The organism is Pseudoalteromonas caenipelagi (genome assembly GCF_013140855.1).
GTDB lineage: Bacteria > Pseudomonadota > Gammaproteobacteria > Enterobacterales > Alteromonadaceae > Pseudoalteromonas > Pseudoalteromonas caenipelagi.
Genome location: NZ_JABBPG010000002.1, coordinates 370,749 through 393,843, shown reverse-complemented (window position 1 = coordinate 393,843; position 23,095 = coordinate 370,749). Strand labels below are relative to the sequence as shown.

General features: G+C 40.4%; 21 protein-coding genes. 11 read left to right on the top strand and 10 right to left on the bottom strand.

The genetic code is table 11. The features are described 5' to 3' along the window. Position 1: 1 nt before the first annotated feature. The 6 genes from HG263_RS06445 (at position 2) to HG263_RS06420 (ending at position 3,883) form a co-directional block, all read left to right on the top strand. Positions 2 to 736, top strand: a complete 735-nt coding sequence (locus tag HG263_RS06445) for a 1-(5-phosphoribosyl)-5-[(5-phosphoribosylamino)methylideneamino] imidazole-4-carboxamide isomerase (RefSeq protein ID WP_171625254.1) — start codon at positions 2 to 4, stop codon at positions 734 to 736. Then, positions 718 to 1,497, top strand: coding sequence for an imidazole glycerol phosphate synthase subunit HisF (gene hisF, locus HG263_RS06440; protein WP_171625253.1), 780 nt, complete (start codon positions 718 to 720; stop codon positions 1,495 to 1,497). The genes HG263_RS06445 and hisF overlap by 19 nt, the downstream gene beginning before the upstream one ends. Further along, positions 1,488 to 2,105, top strand: a complete 618-nt coding sequence (gene hisIE / locus HG263_RS06435) for a bifunctional phosphoribosyl-AMP cyclohydrolase/phosphoribosyl-ATP diphosphatase HisIE (protein ID WP_171625252.1) — start codon at positions 1,488 to 1,490, stop codon at positions 2,103 to 2,105. Before hisF ends, hisIE begins: the two co-directional genes overlap by 10 nt. Before the next feature lie 143 nt (positions 2,106 to 2,248). After that, a complete protein-coding gene (locus tag HG263_RS06430) occupies positions 2,249 to 3,019 on the top strand; it encodes a glycosyltransferase family 25 protein (protein WP_171625251.1) in 771 nt (256 codons plus the stop codon). A gap of 116 nt (positions 3,020 to 3,135) precedes the next feature. Beyond that, positions 3,136 to 3,636: a hypothetical protein gene (locus tag HG263_RS06425; protein WP_171625250.1), complete on the top strand. Its 501-nt coding sequence runs from the start codon at positions 3,136 to 3,138 to the stop codon at positions 3,634 to 3,636. Then, the gene (locus tag HG263_RS06420; protein ID WP_171625249.1) at positions 3,629 to 3,883 is read left to right on the top strand and encodes a helix-turn-helix transcriptional regulator; all 255 of its coding nucleotides are present in this window, start codon (positions 3,629 to 3,631) and stop codon (positions 3,881 to 3,883) included. The genes HG263_RS06425 and HG263_RS06420 overlap by 8 nt, the downstream gene beginning before the upstream one ends. A 21-nt stretch (positions 3,884 to 3,904) precedes the next feature. Here HG263_RS06420 and HG263_RS06415 read toward each other — a convergent pair whose 3' ends face one another. The 3 genes from HG263_RS06415 to HG263_RS06405 form a co-directional block, all read right to left on the bottom strand. Continuing rightward, positions 3,905 to 4,459: a cytochrome b/b6 domain-containing protein gene (locus tag HG263_RS06415; RefSeq protein ID WP_171625248.1), complete on the bottom strand. Its 555-nt coding sequence runs from the start codon at positions 4,457 to 4,459 to the stop codon at positions 3,905 to 3,907. Between the two features lie 180 nt (positions 4,460 to 4,639). After that, the gene (locus HG263_RS06410) at positions 4,640 to 5,524 is read right to left on the bottom strand and encodes a lipase secretion chaperone (RefSeq protein WP_171625247.1); all 885 of its coding nucleotides are present in this window, start codon (positions 5,522 to 5,524) and stop codon (positions 4,640 to 4,642) included. 14 nt (positions 5,525 to 5,538) lie between these two features. Then, entirely contained in the window at positions 5,539 to 6,456 is a 918-nt protein-coding gene (locus tag HG263_RS06405; RefSeq protein ID WP_171625246.1) for an esterase/lipase family protein, read from the bottom strand. 582 nt (positions 6,457 to 7,038) lie between these two features. Here HG263_RS06405 and HG263_RS06400 point away from each other — a divergent pair. The 4 genes from HG263_RS06400 (at position 7,039) to HG263_RS06385 (ending at position 13,811) form a co-directional block, all read left to right on the top strand. Then, positions 7,039 to 8,688 (top strand): trypsin-like serine protease, encoded by a 1,650-nt coding sequence (locus tag HG263_RS06400; RefSeq protein ID WP_171625245.1) that lies wholly within the window; start codon positions 7,039 to 7,041, stop codon positions 8,686 to 8,688. Between the two features lie 86 nt (positions 8,689 to 8,774). Then, a complete protein-coding gene (locus HG263_RS06395; RefSeq protein ID WP_171625244.1) occupies positions 8,775 to 9,980 on the top strand; it encodes a hypothetical protein in 1,206 nt (401 codons plus the stop codon). Between the two features lie 155 nt (positions 9,981 to 10,135). Continuing rightward, a complete protein-coding gene (locus tag HG263_RS06390; RefSeq protein ID WP_171625243.1) occupies positions 10,136 to 10,912 on the top strand; it encodes a putative porin in 777 nt (258 codons plus the stop codon). 301 nt (positions 10,913 to 11,213) lie between these two features. Further along, positions 11,214 to 13,811 (top strand): ExeM/NucH family extracellular endonuclease, encoded by a 2,598-nt coding sequence (locus HG263_RS06385; RefSeq protein WP_171625242.1) that lies wholly within the window; start codon positions 11,214 to 11,216, stop codon positions 13,809 to 13,811. A gap of 648 nt (positions 13,812 to 14,459) precedes the next feature. On the opposite strand, the gene HG263_RS06380 is transcribed toward HG263_RS06385, so the two are convergent. The 4 genes from HG263_RS06380 to dapA all read right to left on the bottom strand — a co-directional run bounded on the left by HG263_RS06380 (position 14,460) and on the right by dapA (position 20,310). Continuing rightward, positions 14,460 to 15,587 carry a hypothetical protein gene (locus HG263_RS06380; RefSeq protein ID WP_171625241.1) on the bottom strand — a complete coding sequence of 376 codons (1,128 nt, stop codon included), beginning with the start codon at positions 15,585 to 15,587 and terminating at the stop codon, positions 14,460 to 14,462. 1,126 nt (positions 15,588 to 16,713) lie between these two features. Then, entirely contained in the window at positions 16,714 to 17,505 is a 792-nt protein-coding gene (locus tag HG263_RS06375) for a PhzF family phenazine biosynthesis protein (RefSeq protein ID WP_171625240.1), read from the bottom strand. 534 nt (positions 17,506 to 18,039) lie between these two features. Beyond that, positions 18,040 to 19,338, bottom strand: a complete 1,299-nt coding sequence (locus HG263_RS06370) for a DEAD/DEAH box helicase (protein ID WP_171625239.1) — start codon at positions 19,336 to 19,338, stop codon at positions 18,040 to 18,042. A 57-nt stretch (positions 19,339 to 19,395) separates the two neighbouring features. After that, positions 19,396 to 20,310: a 4-hydroxy-tetrahydrodipicolinate synthase gene (gene dapA, locus HG263_RS06365; RefSeq protein ID WP_171625238.1), complete on the bottom strand. Its 915-nt coding sequence runs from the start codon at positions 20,308 to 20,310 to the stop codon at positions 19,396 to 19,398. A 231-nt stretch (positions 20,311 to 20,541) separates the two neighbouring features. Here dapA and HG263_RS06360 point away from each other — a divergent pair, with 231 nt between their 5' ends. After that, positions 20,542 to 21,195: a DUF6058 family natural product biosynthesis protein gene (locus HG263_RS06360; RefSeq protein ID WP_171625237.1), complete on the top strand. Its 654-nt coding sequence runs from the start codon at positions 20,542 to 20,544 to the stop codon at positions 21,193 to 21,195. A gap of 47 nt (positions 21,196 to 21,242) precedes the next feature. Here the strand turns inward: HG263_RS06360 and HG263_RS06355 are convergent, their stop codons facing one another. From HG263_RS06355 to HG263_RS06345, 3 genes are all read right to left on the bottom strand, one after another. Beyond that, positions 21,243 to 22,031, bottom strand: a complete 789-nt coding sequence (locus tag HG263_RS06355; RefSeq protein ID WP_171625236.1) for an MBL fold metallo-hydrolase — start codon at positions 22,029 to 22,031, stop codon at positions 21,243 to 21,245. A 129-nt stretch (positions 22,032 to 22,160) separates the two neighbouring features. Next, positions 22,161 to 22,424, bottom strand: coding sequence for a hypothetical protein (locus tag HG263_RS06350; RefSeq protein WP_171625235.1), 264 nt, complete (start codon positions 22,422 to 22,424; stop codon positions 22,161 to 22,163). Positions 22,425 to 22,588: 164 nt separating this feature from the next. Continuing rightward, positions 22,589 to 22,948 carry a cytochrome b562 gene (locus HG263_RS06345; RefSeq protein ID WP_171625234.1) on the bottom strand — a complete coding sequence of 120 codons (360 nt, stop codon included), beginning with the start codon at positions 22,946 to 22,948 and terminating at the stop codon, positions 22,589 to 22,591. Between the last annotated feature and the right edge of the window lie 147 nt (positions 22,949 to 23,095).

Here is a 23,095-nt window from a genome sequence, read left to right as displayed (position 1 = left end):
CATGATTATTCCCGCACTTGATGTATTACAAAGTCAAATCGTACGTCTTTATCAAGGCAAATATGACACTGCTCAATTTTATCCTTTTGAACTTGAACAACGATTACTAGACTATCAACTCAGTGGCGCACAAAAATTACACTTGGTTGATCTAGAAGGCGCACGCGACCCTCAAAAAAAACAATGGTTGCAAATTCAAGCTGCCACCAAAACATTGAACGTTCCTTATCAAGTTGGCGGCGGTATTCGCAGCTTTGATGATGTAAAGCAATGGCTTGAAGCCGGAGCAAATCAGGTTGTTATTGGCTCGATGGCGGTCGATAAGCAACAAGAAGTGGCAACTTGGATACAAGAGTTTGGTGCCGAGCGCTTTGTGATAGCACTCGATGTAAACCAGACTGAAACTGGGTGGGCCACGGCAACTCACGGCTGGCTCGCCGGTGGGCAAGACAATCTATTCGAATTAGTAGACTTTTATTTTGCTCTTGGCGTGCTTGATTTTTTATGCACGGACATCAGTAAGGATGGCACCATGACTGGGCCTTCTTTTGAGTTGTATGAACAATTGGTGGCACATAATAGCCAAATAAAAGTTCAAGCATCTGGAGGCGTAAGTTCATTAGAAGATATCAAAAAACTCGGTCGCCTTGGTGTTGGTGGCATCATTTTAGGCAAATCTCTGCTAGATGAGGCATTCACAGTTGAGGAGGCGTTGGCATGTTATCAAAACGCATAATTCCTTGTTTAGATGTTAAAAATGGCCAAGTAGTTAAAGGCGTAAAATTTCAAGGCCACGAAGTTGTTGGAGGCATTCTTGAGCTGGCACAATTGTACAGTGAAGCAGGTGCTGATGAGCTGGTTTTTTATGAGATAAGTGCCAGTGTTGAAAAGCGCCTGTTAGATGTAAACTGGGTTAGCAATATCGCCAAGCACATCGATATTCCATTTTGTGTCGCTGGCGGAATTAAATCGGTTGCAGATGCTGCCAAGGTGCTAGAACAAGGTGCTGACAAAATCAGTATCAATAGCCCTGCGATTGCCAGACCACAACTGATCAAAGAGCTACACGATGAGTTTGGTAAGCAGTGTGTTGTGGTAGGTATTGATAGCTTTTATGATGAAGCGACAGGTGACTACTTAGTTTACCAGCTAACGGGCGACCCAAACGCCTCTAGCCGCACACGCTATAAAACCCAGCAATGGGTTGAAATGGTGCAAGAACTTGGTGCAGGTGAGATAGTACTTAACTGCATGAACCAAGATGGCGTTCGTAAAGGCTATGATAATGCGCAATTAAGTTTGATCAGACGCATGTGCGATATTCCTTTGATAGCCTCTGGTGGCGCAGGCTGTATGCAAGATTTCGCTGATGTATTTAAGCAAAGCCAAGTTGATGGTGCATTGGCCGCGAGTGTATTTCACAAAAACATCATTGATATTGGCGAGCTAAAAACTTATTTGAACGAACAACAAGTGGCGGTGCGATTATGCAATTAACTCCAGATAACCTATCACAACTCGATTTTGAAAAAAGCCCGCTGATGCCTGCGATTGTACAAGATGCAGCGACGGGTCAAATTTTGATGCAAGGCTTTATGAATGATGAAGCAATATCAGTGACCTTTGAAAAACAACTCGTCACTTTTTATTCTCGTTCAAAACAGCGACTTTGGACCAAGGGTGAAGAGTCAAACAACGTATTGAAGCTCGTAAGTGCACACACCGATTGCGATCTCGACTCCATTTTAATCCTTGCTACCCCCAAGGGGCCAACGTGTCATCTGGGGACACAGAGCTGTTTTAGTAATGCCAAGCCCGCAACTAGCTTTTTAGCGCAACTGGAACAAGTCATCGTTGCTCGCAAAAATGATGATCCAAGTAGCAGTTACACAGCCTCCTTATTTGCCAAAGACATTAGTCGAAGCTGCCAAAAAGTAGGTGAAGAAGGCGTTGAAGTGGCACTTGCCGCAATGAAACAGGACAAACAAGAGCTAATCAACGAGTCTGCCGACTTACTTTACCACTTACTGGTGTTATTACAACGCAGCGACAGTAGCTTAAAAGAGGTGGTTGAGTGTTTAGAAAGTCGCCATAAAACCACCTAAAGCTAGTCATTACGTTTTACCGTGGTATCCTTGTTAATCAATAGCAAGCTCCCCAGGGTAAAACGTACTACCTTTTTTGTTTTCAACGTTTTATGCTTGCTTCAAATCGTGCTTAAATCAGCCATATAAAGAGCAGCAAAAAAATGAAAGAACAACCCCCTATATATTTGATCAATTTAGACCAAAGCCCTGAACGGTTAGAAAAAAGTAGCGCACGGTTAAAAGAGCAAAATATTAACTTTGAGAGAATATCTGGGGTTTATGGTAAAACACTTAGCGATATCGACTTAATAAAAAATTACCAACCTTTACTAAACAGACGTCTATTTTATAGACCATTAAGTAAAGGAGAGATAGGCTGTTACATGAGCCATCGTAAAGCATGGCAAGCCATCGTTGATAATAAGCACCCCTATGCCATCGTGATGGAAGATGACTTTCGACTGGTTGGTGATTTACACAATGTATTTGCCACAATAGAACAACTTCCTGTTAAGTGGCAGCTAATCAAGCTAGCGGCATATGAGAACCGCACACGCCCTATTGCTTTTTCTCACCGCGTTAACGATACCTTTAATTTGGTGGTGCATAAAAAGGCCATGACGGGTTGCTGTGCACAAGCAATCAGCTATGAAGGCGCTAAAGCCCTGCTTGCTGCGACTGAGTACTTTGCTCGCCCCGTTGATACTGACCTTCAACATGTTTGGGAAACAAAAGTGCCGGTTTATTCGTTAATGCCATATTACATCGAGCAAGACTTAGACTTTGATAGCGATATCAGTGCTGCATCAGGTACCAAAAAAGTGAAAAAACGTTTTTGGAAACGTAAGTGGCTACAATTTTTAGAAAAAATTGCGAATAAAAAAGCCACTTCGCAGATAATTGATACATTGCAAGCTCAGTTAAAAAAATAGTTTAGCCATAGCTTAAGTAAAATAAAACACACCTTAGGTAAAAAATCTTTGACATGAACAATAAATCGCCTTAGGCTTGTTGATGTCAAAAATATTATACCTGAGGTTAAATGCATATGACTCGCACAGCACAACTAAAAGAATTTCTACAAAGCATTAGTTTTAGAGAACTAACACTCAGTATCGATTTATTGGTGAGTGTTTATATTTCATATTTCTACATTCAGCGTTTAGTTAATGCAACTGCCGAGCAATTAGCATCGGTATCTTGGTTATCGGGTTTATTGTTGGAAGTATTAACCTATTCAGTCGTACTGATGGTTTTAAGCTATTTGTTATTAGCTTTTATTAGTGATGATGAACTTAAGCAGCCGCTTGATGTAAGAGAAAAACAAATTAATTTAATCGGGTTTAAATACAAAACTCATATTTTGCAAACCGGTATTTGTGTTGCCATCTTTCAATACCAAGCCGAAGCAAACGGCTGGGGACCGTCTATAGAATACAACATTCCCCACCTGCCTATGCACGTTATGGTTGGTGCATTCTTGCTGGCCGAAATTGCAAACTACGCAGCCCAGCTCTATAAAGGTAGAACTGGGGATATCTATGAGTAAAGCGAAAGATAATGCTGAAATAACCAACTCAATTCGTACATTGCGGTTTTTAAACAACGAAATGACGCAAAAACAATTAGCAGATGCCATAGGTGTAACACGACAAACGGTGATGGCTATTGAGGCAAATAAGTACTCCCCTTCGTTAGAAGTCGCTTTTAAGATTGCAACGGTGTTTAATTTGCCACTTGAAGAAGTGTTTCGTTATAGGCCTAATCATGGCTCTTGCGATAAAAATGACCATTAAGCGCAATACATTGTACAAAAACTACAACATTCTTTGCATAATTTTATTACCTGAGTGCTGGTGCTTAAGCAACGCACTCAGGTGTATAGTAATGAAGAACAATAAAGCGTAACTACTATATTTATGAACTTGCTCAAAGAAATCCAGCCATGTGATATCGGTGATAATGGGGGCCATGTTCCATAGCCCAAAAACAGCATATGGGCGGTTCATCATCAACAAGCCAGAGCTCAGCAAAACCGCAATTAAAATATACATGCAAATGTGAGCGATGTGCGCTACTTTAATTTGTGTATTGGATAGCGGTGCAAAATAGGGAGGCTTTTTAACTCGTAGCGCATGTGCAACACGCCAAAGAAAGATTGGTATGTACAATATGGTTAACGATACATTAAAGTCGGTAATAAGACGTTTAATATCCTTTTTGGGAAACTCACGAGATAGCTCTACAGTTACTTCAACGTTAGGTAACAAACTAACAGCCATACCCGACAGCATCGCCCACAGAATTATCACCGCAGAAATCCAGTGCAATGCCCTTGCAATATTATCAAACTTTAAAGCTTTAGGTTCCATCGTTGTCGTATCTTAGTCAAAAGCAATAAATGTCATTTTAATAGATGGACAGTTAAATTTTGGTTAATTTTTAACTTTAAATTAAAATTAAGACGCGATACTTGATTTAGCACAAGCTTTGTTATGACCAAAACCCTTAGCTATGTAGTTAATAAACTGCTTATACAAATATGCCGATTGTTAATATGCGCTTTGCTTTTTTTGAATTCTCGCTAATGCATGCGGCAAACGCTTTCGCTCATAGCTATCAAACAGTGCTTGCTTTATTTTTTGTATTTCCTGCTGTTGCTCACTTGGGGTAACTGCTTTAGCCAAGATTTCTGCACGTAGCGCTTCAAATTTTAATAGTTTTTTCTGCCACTGGACCTGTTTCTCTTTCACTGCAAAGAGTCTTTGAGCTGCAGCTTGGCCATATTGTGTTATTAACTCGTTGGGGGCTTGCTCAGGCAAACTCTTGGCAAGCTTGACTAGCTGCGAACTAGATTGGATAAGTTGTCGCTCTGTATCTGGCAATTGGCTTATGTGCTGTGAGATTAAACGCTCCTTTTGCTCTGTGGTGATCCTTTTATCTGAGAGTATTTGCCAACGCTGTAACGCATGTTCATTCCAGTTGTTTTCTTGCGCATACCAACGCTCAATTAACTGCGGTGAAAAATACTCACGCTGCAAATCCATTAGAAGTTCATGTCGTTCAAATATATTTAAGTTTTCATCAACCTCAGTAAGTGCTTGTTTATAAGCTATATAAGCTTGAGCATATTGATGTAAACACACATCTAGTTCGCCGATATGTTGTTGCCATTGTGATTGTAGTTCATGGTTTTGCAGTGTTAGCAACCAGTCGTCTATCGTGTGCTTGTCTGTAGCTGTTACATCATCGCAGTTTTTTAGTTCCTGATACGCTGTTAATTGAGATAATGGAGCCTGAGCAATAGCATTGCCTGTCAGAGTAACTGGCAGTTTTTGCTCACTTTGTTGAGCAACTTCGCGCTGCTTTAGCTGGCTCTGAAAATACAACATCAGCGTGCCAAAGATTACCACCGTAGTCATTAACACTATTATCATCAGGCTCCACTTCCTCATAGATTAAGGTCCTTTAATCTGCGAATATGTTGGCGATAAAGCGTCAGCGGATCTGTTTCAAACAAGTGATGAATACCAATAGTCTGGTTCACCTGATCAAGATGGTTCATTTTAAAATTATTACCAATCACTTGCCCTAAATTACTGGAGCATGCGGACACTAGACCATCATTGGGTTCACCAAATACTTGAGAAAACAAAGCCAACGCGTTATCAGCTGGGTCAAACACATTCGTCCAAGCTTTCGCGCCGCTCCAGGAAAAATAATAAACGCCATTGTCTGCCAAAGCACTTGAGTTACCGCAATACGTGCTTGGTACGCCCTCTGGATATTTTTGATTAAAAGCAATAGTTCCTTCTGTCGTCAAAGCAGACAGAGCTTCTAATGCATCTTTTGGTGCTGTCGGCTTGCCCGATAACAAATCAATCAACCCAGCCAATCCATTTGCTAATGAAGCCAAAAACTGTTCCGAAAATGAGCCTGTATCAACGCTACCTCTAACGACGTCCGCAAAACGGCTTCCCCAATTGACTCCGCCAATGCTGGTTACTGATGCTACCCACTGAGGCTTAACCGAAGCAACATAACGAATGGTTTGCGCTCCTTGGCTATGACCGATTAAGTTAACTTTATCTTTACCCGTTATAGCACGCACCAATGCAACTTGTTCAAGTAACTGTTCCCCACGCAATTCCGAGTTATGCGCTGAAGATACTTCGGCAACATACACATTGCCTCCTTCTTGCTGTATGACGGATGGAACACGATAGAAATAATCGACACCTAGTAGGTTGTCAAAGCCAAATAAACCGTGAACTAAAACAACTGGATACTCCAGTTCTTCACTGCTGTGGGCTGAGGCTCCCCATAAAGTAAAAAAGCCAATAATAAGTGAAAACACATAACGCTTCATAAATTAATACCTTTACAATGTTAATTTTTAGTGAATATTAACGTTAGAACACTATTGACATAGATCAAGGAGTTAGATGAAAAAATATCCCTTTATATTTTTCTCCTAGCTGGTGATGTAAAATTGCCTCCACTTGAGTGTTTCTGACTGAAGTAGAGTAAACAGCTAAATTAAAAGAGAAAATATTAATTAGGTCGTGTAAGGCATCCAATTTAAGCACTCATAAATTAGTGACTTTGGCAAAAAGCAAGCTCACCTGTAAAACTATTCAGGTTGTTTAATAAGTTCGTAATACTTTTCCTGCATACTTTAAAACAAGTGAGCAGTTCTTTATTTTTTGTTTCCAAAAAGAAACAAAAAATGACAAAAAACACAATAAAGTCCATCCTGTTTACATCTATTTACATTGCACCTGTAAACCAATCATTACAACCAACTGTTTGATTAAACTAACTATTTATGCAATAAACCCTCCCCAAACACTGGTCAGACCTCGCGCAAAGTTTAAACTAGCTATTGATTCGAAATGTATCTCAGATTATTCCTAGATTACTCACTAACGAGTAACAACAAGGATACAACATGTACAATAATAAAATGACAACTATCACATTAGCTGTATTAAGCACATTAGCCTCTCCCCTGTTAATGGCAAAACCTGCAACTTTACCTGATGTTGATATCAACATTGTGGGTGGTACAGAAACAGACGCACATTCAAGACCATACCAAGTAGCACTTTTGATGAATGGCCAGCAAGGGTGTGGTGGTACTTTGATCAGCCAAGATTGGGTATTAACAGCAGCTCACTGTGTTGATAATGCATCAACTAGCAGTTTAACAGTACGTGTTGGTGCTCACTCGATTAGTCGTAATGATGGACAAACATTACGTGTATCTCAGATTATAAGCCATGAGCAGTGGCGCGGTGCACAGAGCATTCGCTCTGGTTATGACATAGCAGTGCTGCGCCTAGCGTCTCCTGCGAGTAGCCAACATACACCGGCGAAACTTGCAACGGCTGCAATTGAACAACAATATGCTAGCGTTGGTGACAACGTAACAGTTTCTGGTTGGGGATTGACGTCTAATAGAGGCAGACCAAGTGACGTGTTACGTGAAGTTGACTTACCAGTTATCAGCAACTCAAGCTGTAGTAGTCAATTAAACTACAGTATCCCGAACTCTGTTATTTGTGGTGGTGGTCAAGGTGGCCGCTCAGCATGTAACGGCGATAGTGGCGGTCCATATGCAGTACGTGTAGGTAATGAATTTTACAGCATTGGTACCGTAAGCTGGGGTATTTCATGTCAAGGTGCTTCTGCGTTTACCAGAACAACAAGCTACTTAGATTGGATTAAAGCGAAAACTGGGATCGGTGACACAGGCCCAGTTGACAGCGCTCCAGTAGCAGACTTTGACTTTACTGTTAACCAACTATCAGTAACCTTTACAGATCGCTCTCGTGATGACAAAGGTATTGATGGATATAGCTGGAAATTCGGTGACCGCCAAGGTGGAACGTCATCAGACGCAAGCCCAACTTATCAGTTTAGCGAAGCTGGTACGTACAACGTACAACTGACTGTTACAGATACCAAAGGCCAAACAAATACAACATCTAAGCAAGTTAAAGTATCAACTGGTGATGACAATGGCAGCTGCTCTGGCGTTGAAAGTTGGAGTGCAAGCAAATCTTACGCACTGAACGACAAAGTAAGCTTTAATGGCTATGAGTATACAGCTATTTGGTGGTCACAAGGTGCGCAACCAGATCTTTACCCGAACGTATGGCAAAAAGGCAATGCATGTGGCGACAGCTCAGCCCCTGTTGCAGACTTTAGCGCAAGCGTAAGTGGTTTAAATGTAAGCTTTACCAACAGCAGCGCTGGTAACATCAGTGCAGTACTTTGGGACTTTGGTGATGGTAATCGCAGCAACGCGTTTGCACCAAGCCACACTTATGCGCAAGCTGGTAGCTACCAAGTAACGCTTTCTATCACTGATAGTAACAACCAAACGGCCACTGTAACTAAGTCAGTTTCGGTCTCAGGTGGTGATACAGGTAACTGTAACGGTGTAGCAACTTGGTCAGCATCAAAAATCTATCAGCAAGGTGAACTTGCTCAAGTGGAAGGTATTGTTTACCGCGCCAACTGGTGGGTACAAGGTGAGAATCCACAGAGCTCTGGTCCATGGGGTCCATGGACTCGAGTTGGTACTTGCCAATAAACTTAGGTTTTAATTTCTCAACCGGACTTTAAAAACCTCTAAGTCCCATGTAATCTAACTTTAATTAAAAATAAGGGCTTGATATCATGGGACTTAATCAGCAAACCGTCAGTGAACTTACAAGGTTAGGAGATCGACTTAAAAAAAACCTCAATGCAATTTTTGCTGAACTTCCAGTAACAGCTAACACTATCAATGGTTTAACTAACTTTTTAAATTATCACCGTTCGAACAGCCAGCGTGTTTTCAATGCCAAAAAAGCTGCAACGGGAGATCAAGTACTGCTACAACTACCTGGTATAAAGGCCTTAGAAGAATTTATAAACAAGTTGCAGCCTCATATTAGCGAGTCAAACCACCAGCAATTGAGCCAAGCCTGTCATTTGTTTGCCGAGAGTATAAAGACCTATGCCAGCAGCCATGCAGATCTAAAACGACAGCTTCAGAAATTACATGAACCAAATACTGATGAACTCCCACATCAACAGGACAAGCGAGCACAACTATATTATGCCGCCAAGTCTTTACTGGGCTTCAGTGTAGAACATGTTTTTTGCACCTACATTTTAACGTTACAAAAACCGGACTCAGATTTTTTGCAAGAAATTGCTTTGATCAGCAAAAAAAGTGTAAAAAGACAAAGAGGTGCGCCTCCTTTTGTACAATTTTACACACACCCTCATCCAAGTGATTTTAAGAAGCCAAAACTGCTATCTAAATCGAGCAGAATAACGCCAAACGAATTTACCATTGGTATTGCTGATGAGTTTTCGTCTGAAGGCCTAGAGCAAGCTTATAGCAGTTATTCGCCAAGTAACTCTGGTATTGTATTTGATGACTTGCCTAACGCCCCTGTATTTGACGCAACATTTATTTTTAATAATCCTGATGAGTTGGTTAACCCTTTAACCCACCAAAGCCAATGCAGCTCAACAAGTATTTCAATCAAAAACCCTACTAAACGACTTACCTTACTGGTGTTAGTCGACAAAGCCATAGATAGAAGCAGTAATGTAAATGTTGGTTGCTATCATGGGAATCAAAAAGTTGAAGAAGGTAAATTAAATGCCAGCGATATGTGGACTGAGCGCTTACCCGATTTTCCTGAGTTAAGTATTATTAGTTTGCAAAACCCACACAACCTGTTGAACAAAGACCAGCAAATGCAAGCAAAAGTAAAGTATCTGCTCGATTATGCCAATTTAGACGCAGATCGGTTTGTGTGTTATCTAATGGACGTTGATTATCCAATTTGGTCAGCAACTTATAGAATATATTTTGAGCACAGCTGATGCTCTGTGATTTATTATAATGATCTTAAAGCTTATTTTCGCAAAATATTACAATTTTTGGCTTGTATAAAGAGGCTAATCTGTTTAACTTTAGCGCCGCAACAGAGACGCTAAACTAGCACTCTAATTTTAACGCCATTAAACAAAGGAATATTATGCGTTACTTATTACCTATGACAACTCTATTATTACCACTGAGCATACTAGCTACCAGCGTACACGCAAGCGACAAACAGTGGTTCAATAGCGCAAGCTATGCTCATACTGAACAAAGCAGTTTTAACTCTTTACATCTAAACAGCACATATTATTTCGCAGAGCAGCAAAATACAGGTATATGGGATGACTTTGGCTATTTGGATACTGACTCTAAAGTATCAGTAAGCTATACCGACAACGACGCAGACAACTTTTTTAGTGCTTCTGGTGAGGCTTTTTACCGTAATTTTTTCGTCAACGCGACCGTTGGAAACCTTAGCAACGAAGATAACCACAGTATAGGTTTCGGCTATTTATATAACGATATGTTGAAACTTCAAGTACGCACTTTACGTTCAGATGAGCACACTGACAAAACGTGGTTTCAGGCTGAGTACAATCATCAAATTAATGAATCTGACTACCTTGGTGTGACAGTTGGTGTGCAAGATGCACCAGATAATTGGATGATATCTACTCGTTATTTTAAAAAGCTAAATGGCAGTGCATTCTTTACTATCGATGCCTCTCATGAAGACTATCAACTTGGTGGCTCGGTTCGTAATGTTATGGCTAGCTATTATGTAGACAAAAGCCTAGCGTTTGGTGCCGGTATTAATGACTCTAAACTACAGCTTGAAGCAAAATACTTTTTGTCTGATAAATACTTCTACCGTTTTGGTTACCTAGATAGGGGTAATCAAGTATCAGTTGCATTCAACGCATACTTCTAGACCCCAAATGGATGCGATAAATATGTTATCGCACCCATTCTTTGCAAAATTAAGGTCATCTTAGTTATCCCTGAATTGTGCAAATGTTAACTAAACTGGTTATTTAGTTGCCAAATAATCATTAAATAAGCACTCCCCACCCTATATACAAACTCTCTGGATACAAGACTTTATTTACATTCATTCATCATAAATCCCTTTTTAGCGAAACTTTTTAAACACAAATGCAATAAAATTAGAGTAGAATATCCAAATCTAGCCAAAGAGCTAGATTAGTGCTAAACACGGGAACTATAATAAAATGTTAAAAAAAACAATTCTTGCAACCCTGATCTCAGCGGTTTGCATACCAGCTCATGCTGAGCTAATTATTTCTGAATATGTAGAAGGCAGCAGCTACAACAAAGCTGTAGAACTTTACAATACAGGTGATCAAGCAGTTAATTTAGCCGATTATGGGGTAAACTTTTACTTCAACGGTAATACAGATGCTGGTCGCACCATTACACTTGAGGGCAGCCTTGAGCCAAAAGCAACATTCGTTATTGCACATTCAAGCGCAAACGAAGAGCTAACAGCAAAAGCACAACTTTTATCGGGCGGAAGCTGGTTCAATGGTGATGATGCAGTCGCGTTGCTCAAAGCTGGCACCATCATCGATAGCCTAGGCCAAATCGGTGTAGACCCGGGCTACAGCTGGGCCGATGACGAAGCAAACACAAAAGATAAAAGTTTAGTGCGTAAACCACAATTTATGGTGGGAGATGCAAACGCGAGTGATGAGTTTGTACCTTCAACACAGTGGATTGCAAACGCTAAAGATGACTTTTCTAACATTGGTAAGCACTCTGATGAGCTCCCTCCTGAGCCAGAAGATTTAGTGTGTGACGCTAATAATGTTTTGATTAGCCAAGTACAAGGTGCTGGTAATGCAAGCCCATTAGCTGGTCAAACAGTTGAAATTCAAGGTATCGTTACGTCGGCATTGCAAGGTGATGAGCAACTTAAAGGCTTCTTCTTACAAGAAGAGCTCGCAGATCAAGATAATGACCCATTAACCTCTGAAGGTATTTTTGTTTATTTCAAAAACACCCAAGTAAATAACGGCGATATCGTTAAAGTGGCAGGTAAAGTCGAAGAGAAATACGGTCAAACTCAATTAAGCTCAGTCAACGCCGTTAAAATATGCGGTACCGGGTCAGTACCAGCCACTACAATCACACTACCACTTGAAGCAGGACTCGAGTCTGTTGAAGGTATGTTTGTTGAAGTAAGTAATGCGCTTGTTGTAAACGATACCTATGGTTTAACACGCTATGGCGAAGTACGCCTTGGTACCGAGCGTTTATATCAATCTACGCAAGTAGCACTTCCTGGTGATGCAGCAAATGCAGTAGAAGCACAAAACAAGCAAAAAGAAATCTTACTTGATGACGGCTCTTCAGCGCAAAACCCTGAAGTGGTCCCATATCCGACTCCTGAGCTTGATGCTTATAACACGCTACGTTTAGGCGATACAGTAACAGGCGTGCAAGGTGTGTTGGGCTATGGTTACAGCCAATATCGTATTCACCCAACTGTGCAGCCTAATTTCATCGCAACTAACCCTCGTACCGATGCGCCTGAAGTAACAACCCGTGGCGATCTACGCATCGCCAGCTTCAACGTATTAAATTACTTTAATGGCGACGGTCAGGGCGCAGGCTTCCCTACTCCTCGTGGTGCTGATACGCCAGAAGAGTTCGAGCGCCAAAAAGCAAAAACCGTCGCCGCAATGCTGAAATTAGATGCTGATTTATTCGGTATTCTAGAGATGGAAAACGATGGTTTTGGTGAGCTAAGCGCAATTGCTGATTTAACTGCGACATTGAATGCACAAGATACTCAAAACACCTATGCCTATGTCAATCTTGGCACCGAAAAGGTCGGTGGTGATGCAATCATGTCTGCCATCATTTACCGTAGCAACAAAGTTAAAGAAGTGGGCACTGCGGCTTTTACTGAAGTTGTTCCTTTTGATTATGGTAACCGCCCACCAGTGATGCAAACGTTTACTGACTTACAAAGCAACGAAACCTTTAACTTAGTTGTGGCCCACCTACGCTCAAAAGGTAGCTGCTCTAAAGCTGAAGGTTTAGATCAAGACCAAAAAGATGGTCAAGGTTGTTGGAACCTCACTCGTGTTAATGCAGTTAAAGCATTATCAAGCTGGTTAGCAACCTCACCAACAGGTCAAGACGACCCTGATACCATCATTCTTGGAGATATGAATGCCTACGGCCAAGAAGACCCAATCCGCACTTATGTCGAGCAAGGCTATCAAGATATCAAAAAGCAGTTACACCAAACTACAGCTGATTACTCATATGTTTATCAAGGTCGTATCGGTAGCCTAGATCATGCGTTTGCAAGTTCATCTATGATGGAAAAAGTGGTTGATATCGCTGATTGGCATATCAATGCAGACGAGCCTGTTGCACTTGATTACAACATGGAATACAAGTCTTACAAACACTTAGCTAGCCTTTATGCTGACAATGCCTACCGCGCATCAGATCACGATCCAATCGTGATTGAGCTAAAAACAGCGACACAACAAGAAGTGATCGAAGGTGAATTTACCAACCTTGCCGGTTGGTTTTGGTGGCAACGCTTCTCAATTGAGCTACCTGAAGGTTACAAAAACCTTGAAGTAAGTATCAGCGGTGAAGGCGAAGCTGACTTGTATGTGCGTCACAACAAGAAAACACATTTCTTCAAATACGACTGTCGCCCATACCTTTGGGGCAGCGAAGAAAGTTGCTCTTTAGAGAATCCACAAGCAGGTACTTGGCACTTTGGACTAAGAGGCATCTTCCCTTATGCCAACGTAACGCTTAAGTACAAAGCAACTAAGTAACTTACCAAACCCCCTTAGTAATCGATAGCCGTCCATAGTATTTCGTATACTAGGGGCGGTTATTTTATCTCACCAGACGATTACCATCTTTCATAACATTTACCGAGATTACTAAACTGGTTAAATTGAGTCGCACACTTTAATAATGTTAAATGTAGCTCAACCAACTCGTGAGCATATGAAAAATTACAATCTGCAAAGTCTACACACAGCTAATAACGTTCAGTCATCAGTTGAGTATGAAAACTCTTTAAGAAAAGAGTCCGGGTGGGGTTGACCAGTACAATTAAGGCTGTTTTCAAAAGTTGGACTCTTGCTAACTTAAATAATAGCGAAAAAGCACATGTTACAAGTTATATTCTTGCATCTGTCGTTCATGAAGGCACTTCACATAATTACTGTTTTTTAAAGTTTGCTATGTTGTTTTTGATAACGGTTTGCCTGCAAAAATCTTTAATCGAAAGGTAGTAATTGACCTTTTTGGTAATGCAATTTCGCCAGTATGTGGATTATAACTCTCTGATTAGCTGACTCTAAAAATAAATAACCGCCACAAGCTTTGCGCTGATGGCGGAGATACCGCTTTTTCTACAAACTACTTATTGATAAAGCGTTCGTAAATTTCTATCTCAAACTCTTGGCAAAATGTTAGTTCATCACATCACTGAAAGAAACACCTGTATGTGTAACTGTTTGACCATACTTTGCTGAATCGCGGATATGCTCTACAACTAACTGCATCTTACGAGGGTGTGTAATATCAGGGTCATTGTATGATAGTTTAAGTTCATATAATCCAGCGCCAATATTACGTAAGGTTACCGTTCGTCTATCCGCGTTTTCTACAAATGTAACAGGAACTGTTTCATCGCTTAATTTAGCAGATACAAAGCGCACATCGACCGGTTTGCCGTCTAATTTCGCGTGTACAATAAAATAGTAGTCATGTACTTTTCCTTTGATTTCTCTATCAACATACTCGGTACTGAGCTGAACTTCTTTTTTAGGAGTATGATCAGCTTGTTGCAAGCCAACAACTTCGTAAAGGTACTTTCTATGTAGTTTCCCCTTACACTCGGCAACAGTTTGGCGATACCATTTAATCGCCTGCCAATAAACTTTTAACGCTTGCGCTCCTGCTACGGCCGTTGCTTTAACAGGGTTTGGCACACCACCACCATTACCAGCAGCGACTGTAACGATACTTGGACTAAGAATATTGGCGATACCATCGGCGGCGATACTTGCAAGGCCAGCACTTACTTCTTGGTATAGCGTAAAAATAGCAAACGGTACACCGTCAATGAAGTTTAAGAAATCTACACAATGGATCGAATCATCATATTGTTCATAAATCTCTGCGCTATCGGAGTCTGTGCCCAAACTGTTCATAATATTGGCGTCAAACGTATTTGCCGTGTTGTAGCTACTTTTGTAGTTTTCAATTTTTCTTTGTAGTTCGGCTACTTTCAAAAGGTAGTCTGGCAGAGACCAAAGATCAGCATTGGCTTGCATTTGTGCATAGGTTTCTTTGAGCTCTAGCTCTGTCATTGTTGCGACTTGCGCCTGAGCTTGTTCTAGCTGTGCAAGAATGCTTTCACTATTTTGCATCTGAGAAGCAGCATAAACTGTATCAGCGAAGTAGTCATTTAACTGCTCACGGATCTCAGACGTTTGAATTGTTGAATGTGATACCGCTGCTGTTGCAATTATAGGTGCAATTCCAGTACACAGCAATCCGATCGCTAAGGCACATCCTTTCAAATTATTAATCATTTCATTTCCTAATTGTTATATTGTTGAGACATTAAATATGCATGCACGAACATATTATTAACTATATATTTTCAAAATTGAGGTTCAACCAGAGAAACAACCTTAAACAGGCACTGAAATGAAAATTATTAATAAATTCAAACTATTGAAATAAATGAAATTTAAAGCAATAGAATATGAAGAGCCTGAGTAGACACCCACCTTTTCCGCCTGACACATTGTTGCAACAAAGTTAATTTTGCGTTTTTTCTTTGCCATAACTGCATTAGTTAAAATGTGATAACACTTTAATTTTAAAGTAATATGGGTACAACTTTAATTGCATCATTGGCCCGATTTGTATTCTTTCTTCATCTTATCCATAACATTAATGTTCCTTTATTTATCCAAATCAACAATGAATCAGGATAATTTTTCCATTAAATTCATTAAAGGCTTAACAATACCAGCGTATGATTAGTAGCTGATGGGAGTCATGGAAAGTGATTAAATGGTAGAAGAAACATTTAATGCATTTGTAGCAGGGTTTAATAATTAGTGGCCAAAGTATACACTTGGTCACAGAGAAAGCTTAACAAGATATGCATAGGTAAATTTGCAGGCAATCACGGCACTGAGTTTGGCCCGAATAACTTTAGGACTGATTGGGGTACGATTTTAGAAAGTGCCTCACCTAGTTAAATTGCATTTTACTGGGAAATTGATAACAAGCGAGCATCGTAGAAATAAGGTTTATATCAGAGTACTCTCGCCGACACCACTACCATTAAATTAACACATAAAAGACTTGAACATCATGGTGAATCCGCACTTGCTTACCGTGACAACATGGCGTAAAGATACGCTTTACCCTTTATATTACAAAGAGTTAAACATTCGGTAAGTTTACAGTTGATTGCTCTTTGAACAGTTCAAACAACCATGATAGAGAAGATGAATAGCCTCATTCTTGGTAAGAAAATTGACAGGTTCAATCACAACAGAACTTTAGACTCAGCGAAGTCTTCTGCAACAATCAGTTACTACTCCATCAAGATAAAATGTTTTATTCAAAGCGTACATGTAAGCACCAGCACACCTCAATAATCATAAAAGTGATGTCATTTTCGCTTATCAGCAGCCGTTACTAAACGGTCTTATAGTTTATTTCACCTTGCATATAATCCACGGCCGACCCGATAAGCACAACACGTTCGTTTTTTACCTCACATAAAATGGTGCCGCTTCGCTGCGATATTTGCGTCGCACACAAATGTGCTTTATCCAGTCTTTTGGCCCAATAGGGGGCAAGTTCGCAATGCGCAGAGCCCGTTACAGGGTCTTCATCAACATTAAGCTTTGGAAAAAAACAGCGGCTGACAAAGTCGACCTTGTCACCTTTAGCGGTGATCACTACACCTCGACGATCAAGTTTACGCCAAGCACTAAGATCAGGCTCAAGTTCACGTACCTGTTCTTCATTTTCAAGTAAAACCACATAATCGAATGCCGCTAACACTTGCTTAGGCTCTACATTTTTTAGCCCTCCGACCAGCGCTAAAGGTGCGGGGATTTCTTCCAGCACAGACGCTGGAAAGTCCATGCTATATCCTTGCGCAGTTTTACTCACTTCCAAAGTGCCACTTCGAGTTTGAAACGAAACACTGCTATCCTCATAACCTAAGTGCTCGTATAGTACATGCGCCGTAGCAAGTGTTGCATGACCACATAAGTCGACTTCGTCTTTGGGCGTAAACCAGCGTAACTCATAGCCAATACCCGCTTTGACTATAAAGGCTGTTTCAGAGAGATTGTTTTCTAGGGCAATACTTTGTAGTACACCATCTTCTAACCATGACTCTAAAGGCACCACCGCTGCGGGGTTGCCTGAAAAAAGGGTATTTGCAAATGCATCTACTTGATAAATTGGTAATTTCATAGCACTTCCTGGGCAGTGAATTTAATGAGTATTTAAAATTGATAAATAACTCAATGTAATTTAGAGAACACGACAGGCTAATCGTAGTTTAGTGTTTTAATTTACAGCTGAGTTTAACTATAAATCAAATATTTAACGTTTATTAAACTCATAATAATTCGAGTATTCCCGCAACCATGGATATATTTCCTTTAATCCCTAGCAATCAATGCTCCACCTACAAACATACTAAAGTATATTAGCGCTATGCTCTTTGAACCGCTACTTTAGTGCTCATGTATTTACCTAATGATACTAACGAAAGCGATGTGAAAACTTGTTTAGAGATGCGTTAAAAATGAGCGTCACTACACCGTACAAAAAGCTGAGTACACAATTAAGCAAAACAATACGTGTGATTTTAGAAAGGTAAATGGCAGTTTGAACAGTTGTTGGCTAATGATAGCCCAAACATTTGAGAAAACGGGTTATGTATAAGAATTGAACAGGCTTGTATGTACAGCTGCTACAAGCCTCTATTAAATCTAAGCTGAGTTATTTATCCAGACCTAGCTTTTTGCCCTTTATTTGTTTACGCACATTTGCAATGCGCGAGCGGTTTTTAGCTCTTGCTTCACCACTCGCTTGGTTACTTGGGCGGTTACTTCTTGGCTGACGGCGTTGATGCGCAGGCTTTTTGGTGAGCTTGCTAATCAGTGAGTCTCGATTGCTCACTTCATAGCCTGGCAGGTAGTATCGTTTAATTTGCTGTTCAATAAGCTGCTCAATGTGAACTAACACTTGCTCTTCTTCTCGAGATACAAACGAGATCGCTTGACCTTCGTTTCCTGCTCGACCTGTGCGACCTATGCGGTGAACGTAATCTTCGGCGAGGTAAGGTAAGTCGTAGTTTACAACACGCGGTAAGCCTTCAATATCTATACCTCGAGCTGCAACTTCTGTCGCAACTAACACACGGTATTTACCTTCTTTAAACTCTCTTAATGCTCTGCGACGTGCGCCCTGCTTTTTGTCACCATGGCAAACAATTGTAGCAATGCCATCTAGGTTAAGCTCTTCCACCAGCTCATCAGCAACATCTTTCATATTGACGAAAACCAGTACCTGCTGCCAGTTTTTCTTTCCTATTAGTTCTGATAACAGCTCTCTTTTACGACTTTGCTCAACAGGGTAAACCACGTGGCGTACAGTTTCTGCCGTGGTGTTTTCAGGCGTAACTTGTACGTACTTAGGGTGACGTAATACTTGCGAGGCAAATTGCTTCATGGCAGGCGGGAAAGTCGCCGAAAACAATAACAATTGTCTATTTTCGTCAACTAAATTAATAACCTGCTGCATATCGGTGATAAATCCCATATCGAGCATACGGTCAGCTTCATCAAGCACTAAGTGAGTTACTTTAGCTAGGCTCAAGTTACCTAATCGGATCTGATCAAGTAAACGTCCAGGTGTTGCAACAACAATATCAGCCCCTTTCGCTAGCAACTGTGCCTGTCCTTCAGGACTTACACCACCAAACAAAGCAACCGTTTTAAGGTCTGTATGCTGACAAAATGCCGCACAGTTTGAAGCTATTTGCTCTGCCAGCTCTCGTGTTGGTGCCACAATCAGTGCACGAGGTTGCTCACACGCACCTTCATCAAGTAGTTTTTGAATAATTGGTAATGCAAAAGCAGCTGTTTTACCTGTACCAGTTTGCGCTGTTGCCAAAACGTCGTGGCCTTTACGAACAACAGGAATAGCGGCTTGCTGTATTGGTGTGAGGGTATGGAAATTTAATTCGTCTAATGCTTGTAACAGCAAAGGTGAAAAGCTAAAAGATTTAAAATTCATGGTAAAAACCTGCGACCAATACTTAAGGGCCGCAGATTATACGTTATTTGTTCAAACCTAACAAAGCTTTAATAGTGTTTGATCGATTAGTTTAGCTCGGCCTCCCACCACATCAGCTTCATTAAGCTGATTAATAAGCTCTATGCCTTGTTGTTGTTGTGCGTCATTTAAAGGCAAATAAGGTAGGCGAAATACAGGTTTAACAGCCCCTGTCATAATCAAAGCAGAGTTAATTGCTATAGGATTTGGCTCACAAAACAACCATTGCATAAGCGGCTTTAGCCGCTGATCTAACTCGTTATTTTCTTTGTCCATTAACTTGCGAAATAAACCAGGAATCAAATTAGACGTCACTGATATCACCCCATGCGATTGGCATTGATGACGGCTATCGTGCGCTTCATCGTCGTTACCAGACCAGCACGCAATGCCTTTAGACTCGTAATGTGCAATACGCTCATTGCCAGCACATTCTTTCACACCAATAAAGTTTTTGTGTTTTGCTAACGGTTCAATAATTTCAGGGGTTAAATCCTGCCCTGTACGCCCTGGTACGTTGTATATAAAAGCAGGTCCAATATCTAACACATGCTGAAAGTGGGTTTTTACGCCTTCGATAGAGGTTCTTCCATAGTATGGGTTTATCTGCAGGGCAGCATCCATACCAGAAGCAAAGCCGTATTCTGTCGCTTTAATTGCTTCACGTGTATTGTTGCTACCGGTATTACCGACGATTAAAATTCTATCTGAGAATTTATTAACACTGTGTGCAATCAGCATTAAATGCTCTTCCCAGTTCATTAATTGGCCTTCGCCTGTCGTACCACCAACAATAATGCCGTCAACCCCCCCGGCAATCTGTGCTTCTATCAGCTCGTCATACGTATCTAGATCAATCTCACCACTCATGCTGTATGGTGTTTTGATTGCCGTAATTAGGCTCGCTTGTTTTATCGTTTGAATCGTTCGCATAGTGCTCTAATTTTGCAGTTGTCGAGTTTGCGCACTGTTTTACCACAAATCACTTTATTATCCGAGGGTCAAAGCACTAAATTTTTTCAAAAACAAGTAAATCGCTCAATCACACATCACCTTTTGTTTGCTGTAAGTGACGACTCAACTAGGATAAAAATATCTTTTTGCTTGAAAAAGACCTAGACATGGGTCAAAATCAAAACACTGTACATTCATCCAGTAACCACTATGAGCTTACTTAACTATTTAAATACTTATTTTTACCACACTGATGAACTTTGCCACGCATTGAAAATTGATGCAGAGCAACTGTTTGATTGGCAACAACAAGGTTTATTTCCAAAACCAAGTTATAGTATTCAAAACCAAATTAAGTGCAGCTCTTTTTTAGGTATTTATGAGTGTGAAGAATTCACTGATTATTACCCAAGAGGCAGCGCTCAATGGGGTCTTGATTTAATCAAACACAAAGTGACTAACCCAGCTCACGCCTACGAATTATTTTATCAGCAATATATGCAAAGTTTGAGTAAATGCCAGCAACAAGGCTTTAGTTGTCAAGACGATCGCTTCAACGACGATTTGTGCGAGCAAGTGCAAAATGCATGGCAACAGTTTCTATGCAGTAAATACGGTACTATAAGCCAAAATGGATTGGTAGAAGAGCTTGTACAAATTGAATTGGGTCGCGCCATAGTAGATGAAATAACTGACGAGAGAACAGCTTCCAGTATCAATCAAGAACTTCGCCCGACGCTATTGCAAGCGATTAAACTACTCAATCGTGCTTTTAGTCACCCAGCAAAGCACGAACGCAACCTTTCACTGCGTGAGCGCTATATCGACGCATTAATTCTTAAATACGATTTGTCAATTAAGTAGTGGCGACAAGCTGGTAGCTACCCCTATCGAGGGGTTCTAATTGCTACTTAATACTTTTTGTCATTGTTAATTACTGAAACCGTTCTTTTTATAAAACGGTGAAACGCTTTTTCAGGTAAAAAATGCTTTTGCTTGTCGTTGTTAAATTTTTCAATAAGCGACAATATTTGCGGATCAGTTGCGATTTTAGACGTACTAGCCCCCGCTGCATGCAAAGCTTCCACTCTGCCGATCCATGCTAACGTGTTTTTTTGAAACTCTCTTAACTGCGCTTTGTCAGCAATTCGGCCGTGGCCTGGTACGATAATGGTTTGCTCGTTACCAATATGCAAAATTGTGTCTATTGCTTTGGTAAAGCCTTTAACTCCCCCGACATAGAACGTTGGGTGCCAGCTAGTGTCAAACACATCGCCTACAAACAAAACATTACTTTGAGAGACATAATAAACAAAGTCATCCGAGCTATGAGAACGCACTTTATACAACACAATGTCATTATTTGGTTTATTAACCACCGCTCCGTGGCGCACAAAAAATGCGTTACCACCAGTATGATCAGAGTGTGCATGGGTATTAAGAACATAACGAATGGGGATTTTCTGGTAGGTTAAAGATTGGATGGTGTCACGTAAACGGCTTAATTGCTCATCTCCAGGCATGGGGTCAATTAATACAACGCCTTGAGATGTCTTTATTAAACCGATATTTGTAGAACTATCAATACTTCTAAGTAGAGTAACTTGCTCAGTAATTGGTTGCGCAAAAATTGCGTTCTGAACATTGGCGTAAGCTGCATTTATTGTAAAAATGATTAGAGCAGATAGTGTGAGCTTCATAACACTTCCTTTGTCAAACGCTTCAAAGCCGTTAATCATAGACAAAGGAAGTAGTTACTGCAAAATAGCAAATGTGTTACTTGCTATGTAAAAGTCACTTTAAATATCATGTTAATAACAAAAATGACACTACTGATATTCTTGTTCAAAATGTGCCCGTATAACTTCAAAGGCCTTTAACACATCGAGTTGAGACTGACATAGTCCATCATACCAATTATCAAACTTGTCATCGTCATCTTGTTCACTTAATGCCTGATACTGGGCCAAAAGCTCAATAATATCGCTATGGGTACAAGCTAATCCGTCCAGCTTTTCACTCAATGACGAATGATCTTTATTTTTTAATGTCGCAATGACGCTATTATCTAAATGTTGGTTTTGTTCCGTCATAGCGGCTCCCTATTAAACATTACGCTATTTTATTTATATCAGGCTGGCTACGAATAGCTAGTCCCATTCTGAACAGTTGCGCAATATTCAAACGGATTTCGACAAAAATTAATAATACTGACTATTTTGTAGCAGAATTGCACAAAGTGGGTCTCTATTATGGGTTACTTCCCGAACAGTAAATCCCAAAAGCTAGGAGGCTCATGTAATTTATGATATTGCTTTCTTAATTCATCTATTTCTTGGAGTCTTTTTTTAGCTTCAGCTAACTTTCCCTGCTCTGCCAATAATCTACTTTCGTCGATAACGCTCAAGACTTTGTTAAGTCCTTGTTGTGATTGCTCTTGCAACTTGGCCGTAAATGTATGCTGTTGGCTAATTAGTAAATGCTCTTTAAATATATCAATCTGTGCTACTAAGTCTTGCTGTGATTGGCTTTTCATAGCTTGTTTGTAAGCATGCCCCATATTTTTCATCGTCACTTCGAGATCACTACTTTGCTTGGCTATAACAAGCGAACTCATACAAAATAAAACTAGGCAAAAAAAACGATACATATATCCTCCCAAAAGTAGAGCCGCATTATAATGATCTTTTGGGCACGAACATAGTCTTACAAAAAGACATTACTATGATTAGGCAAAGTATTTTTATATTTTTGTGCCATAATA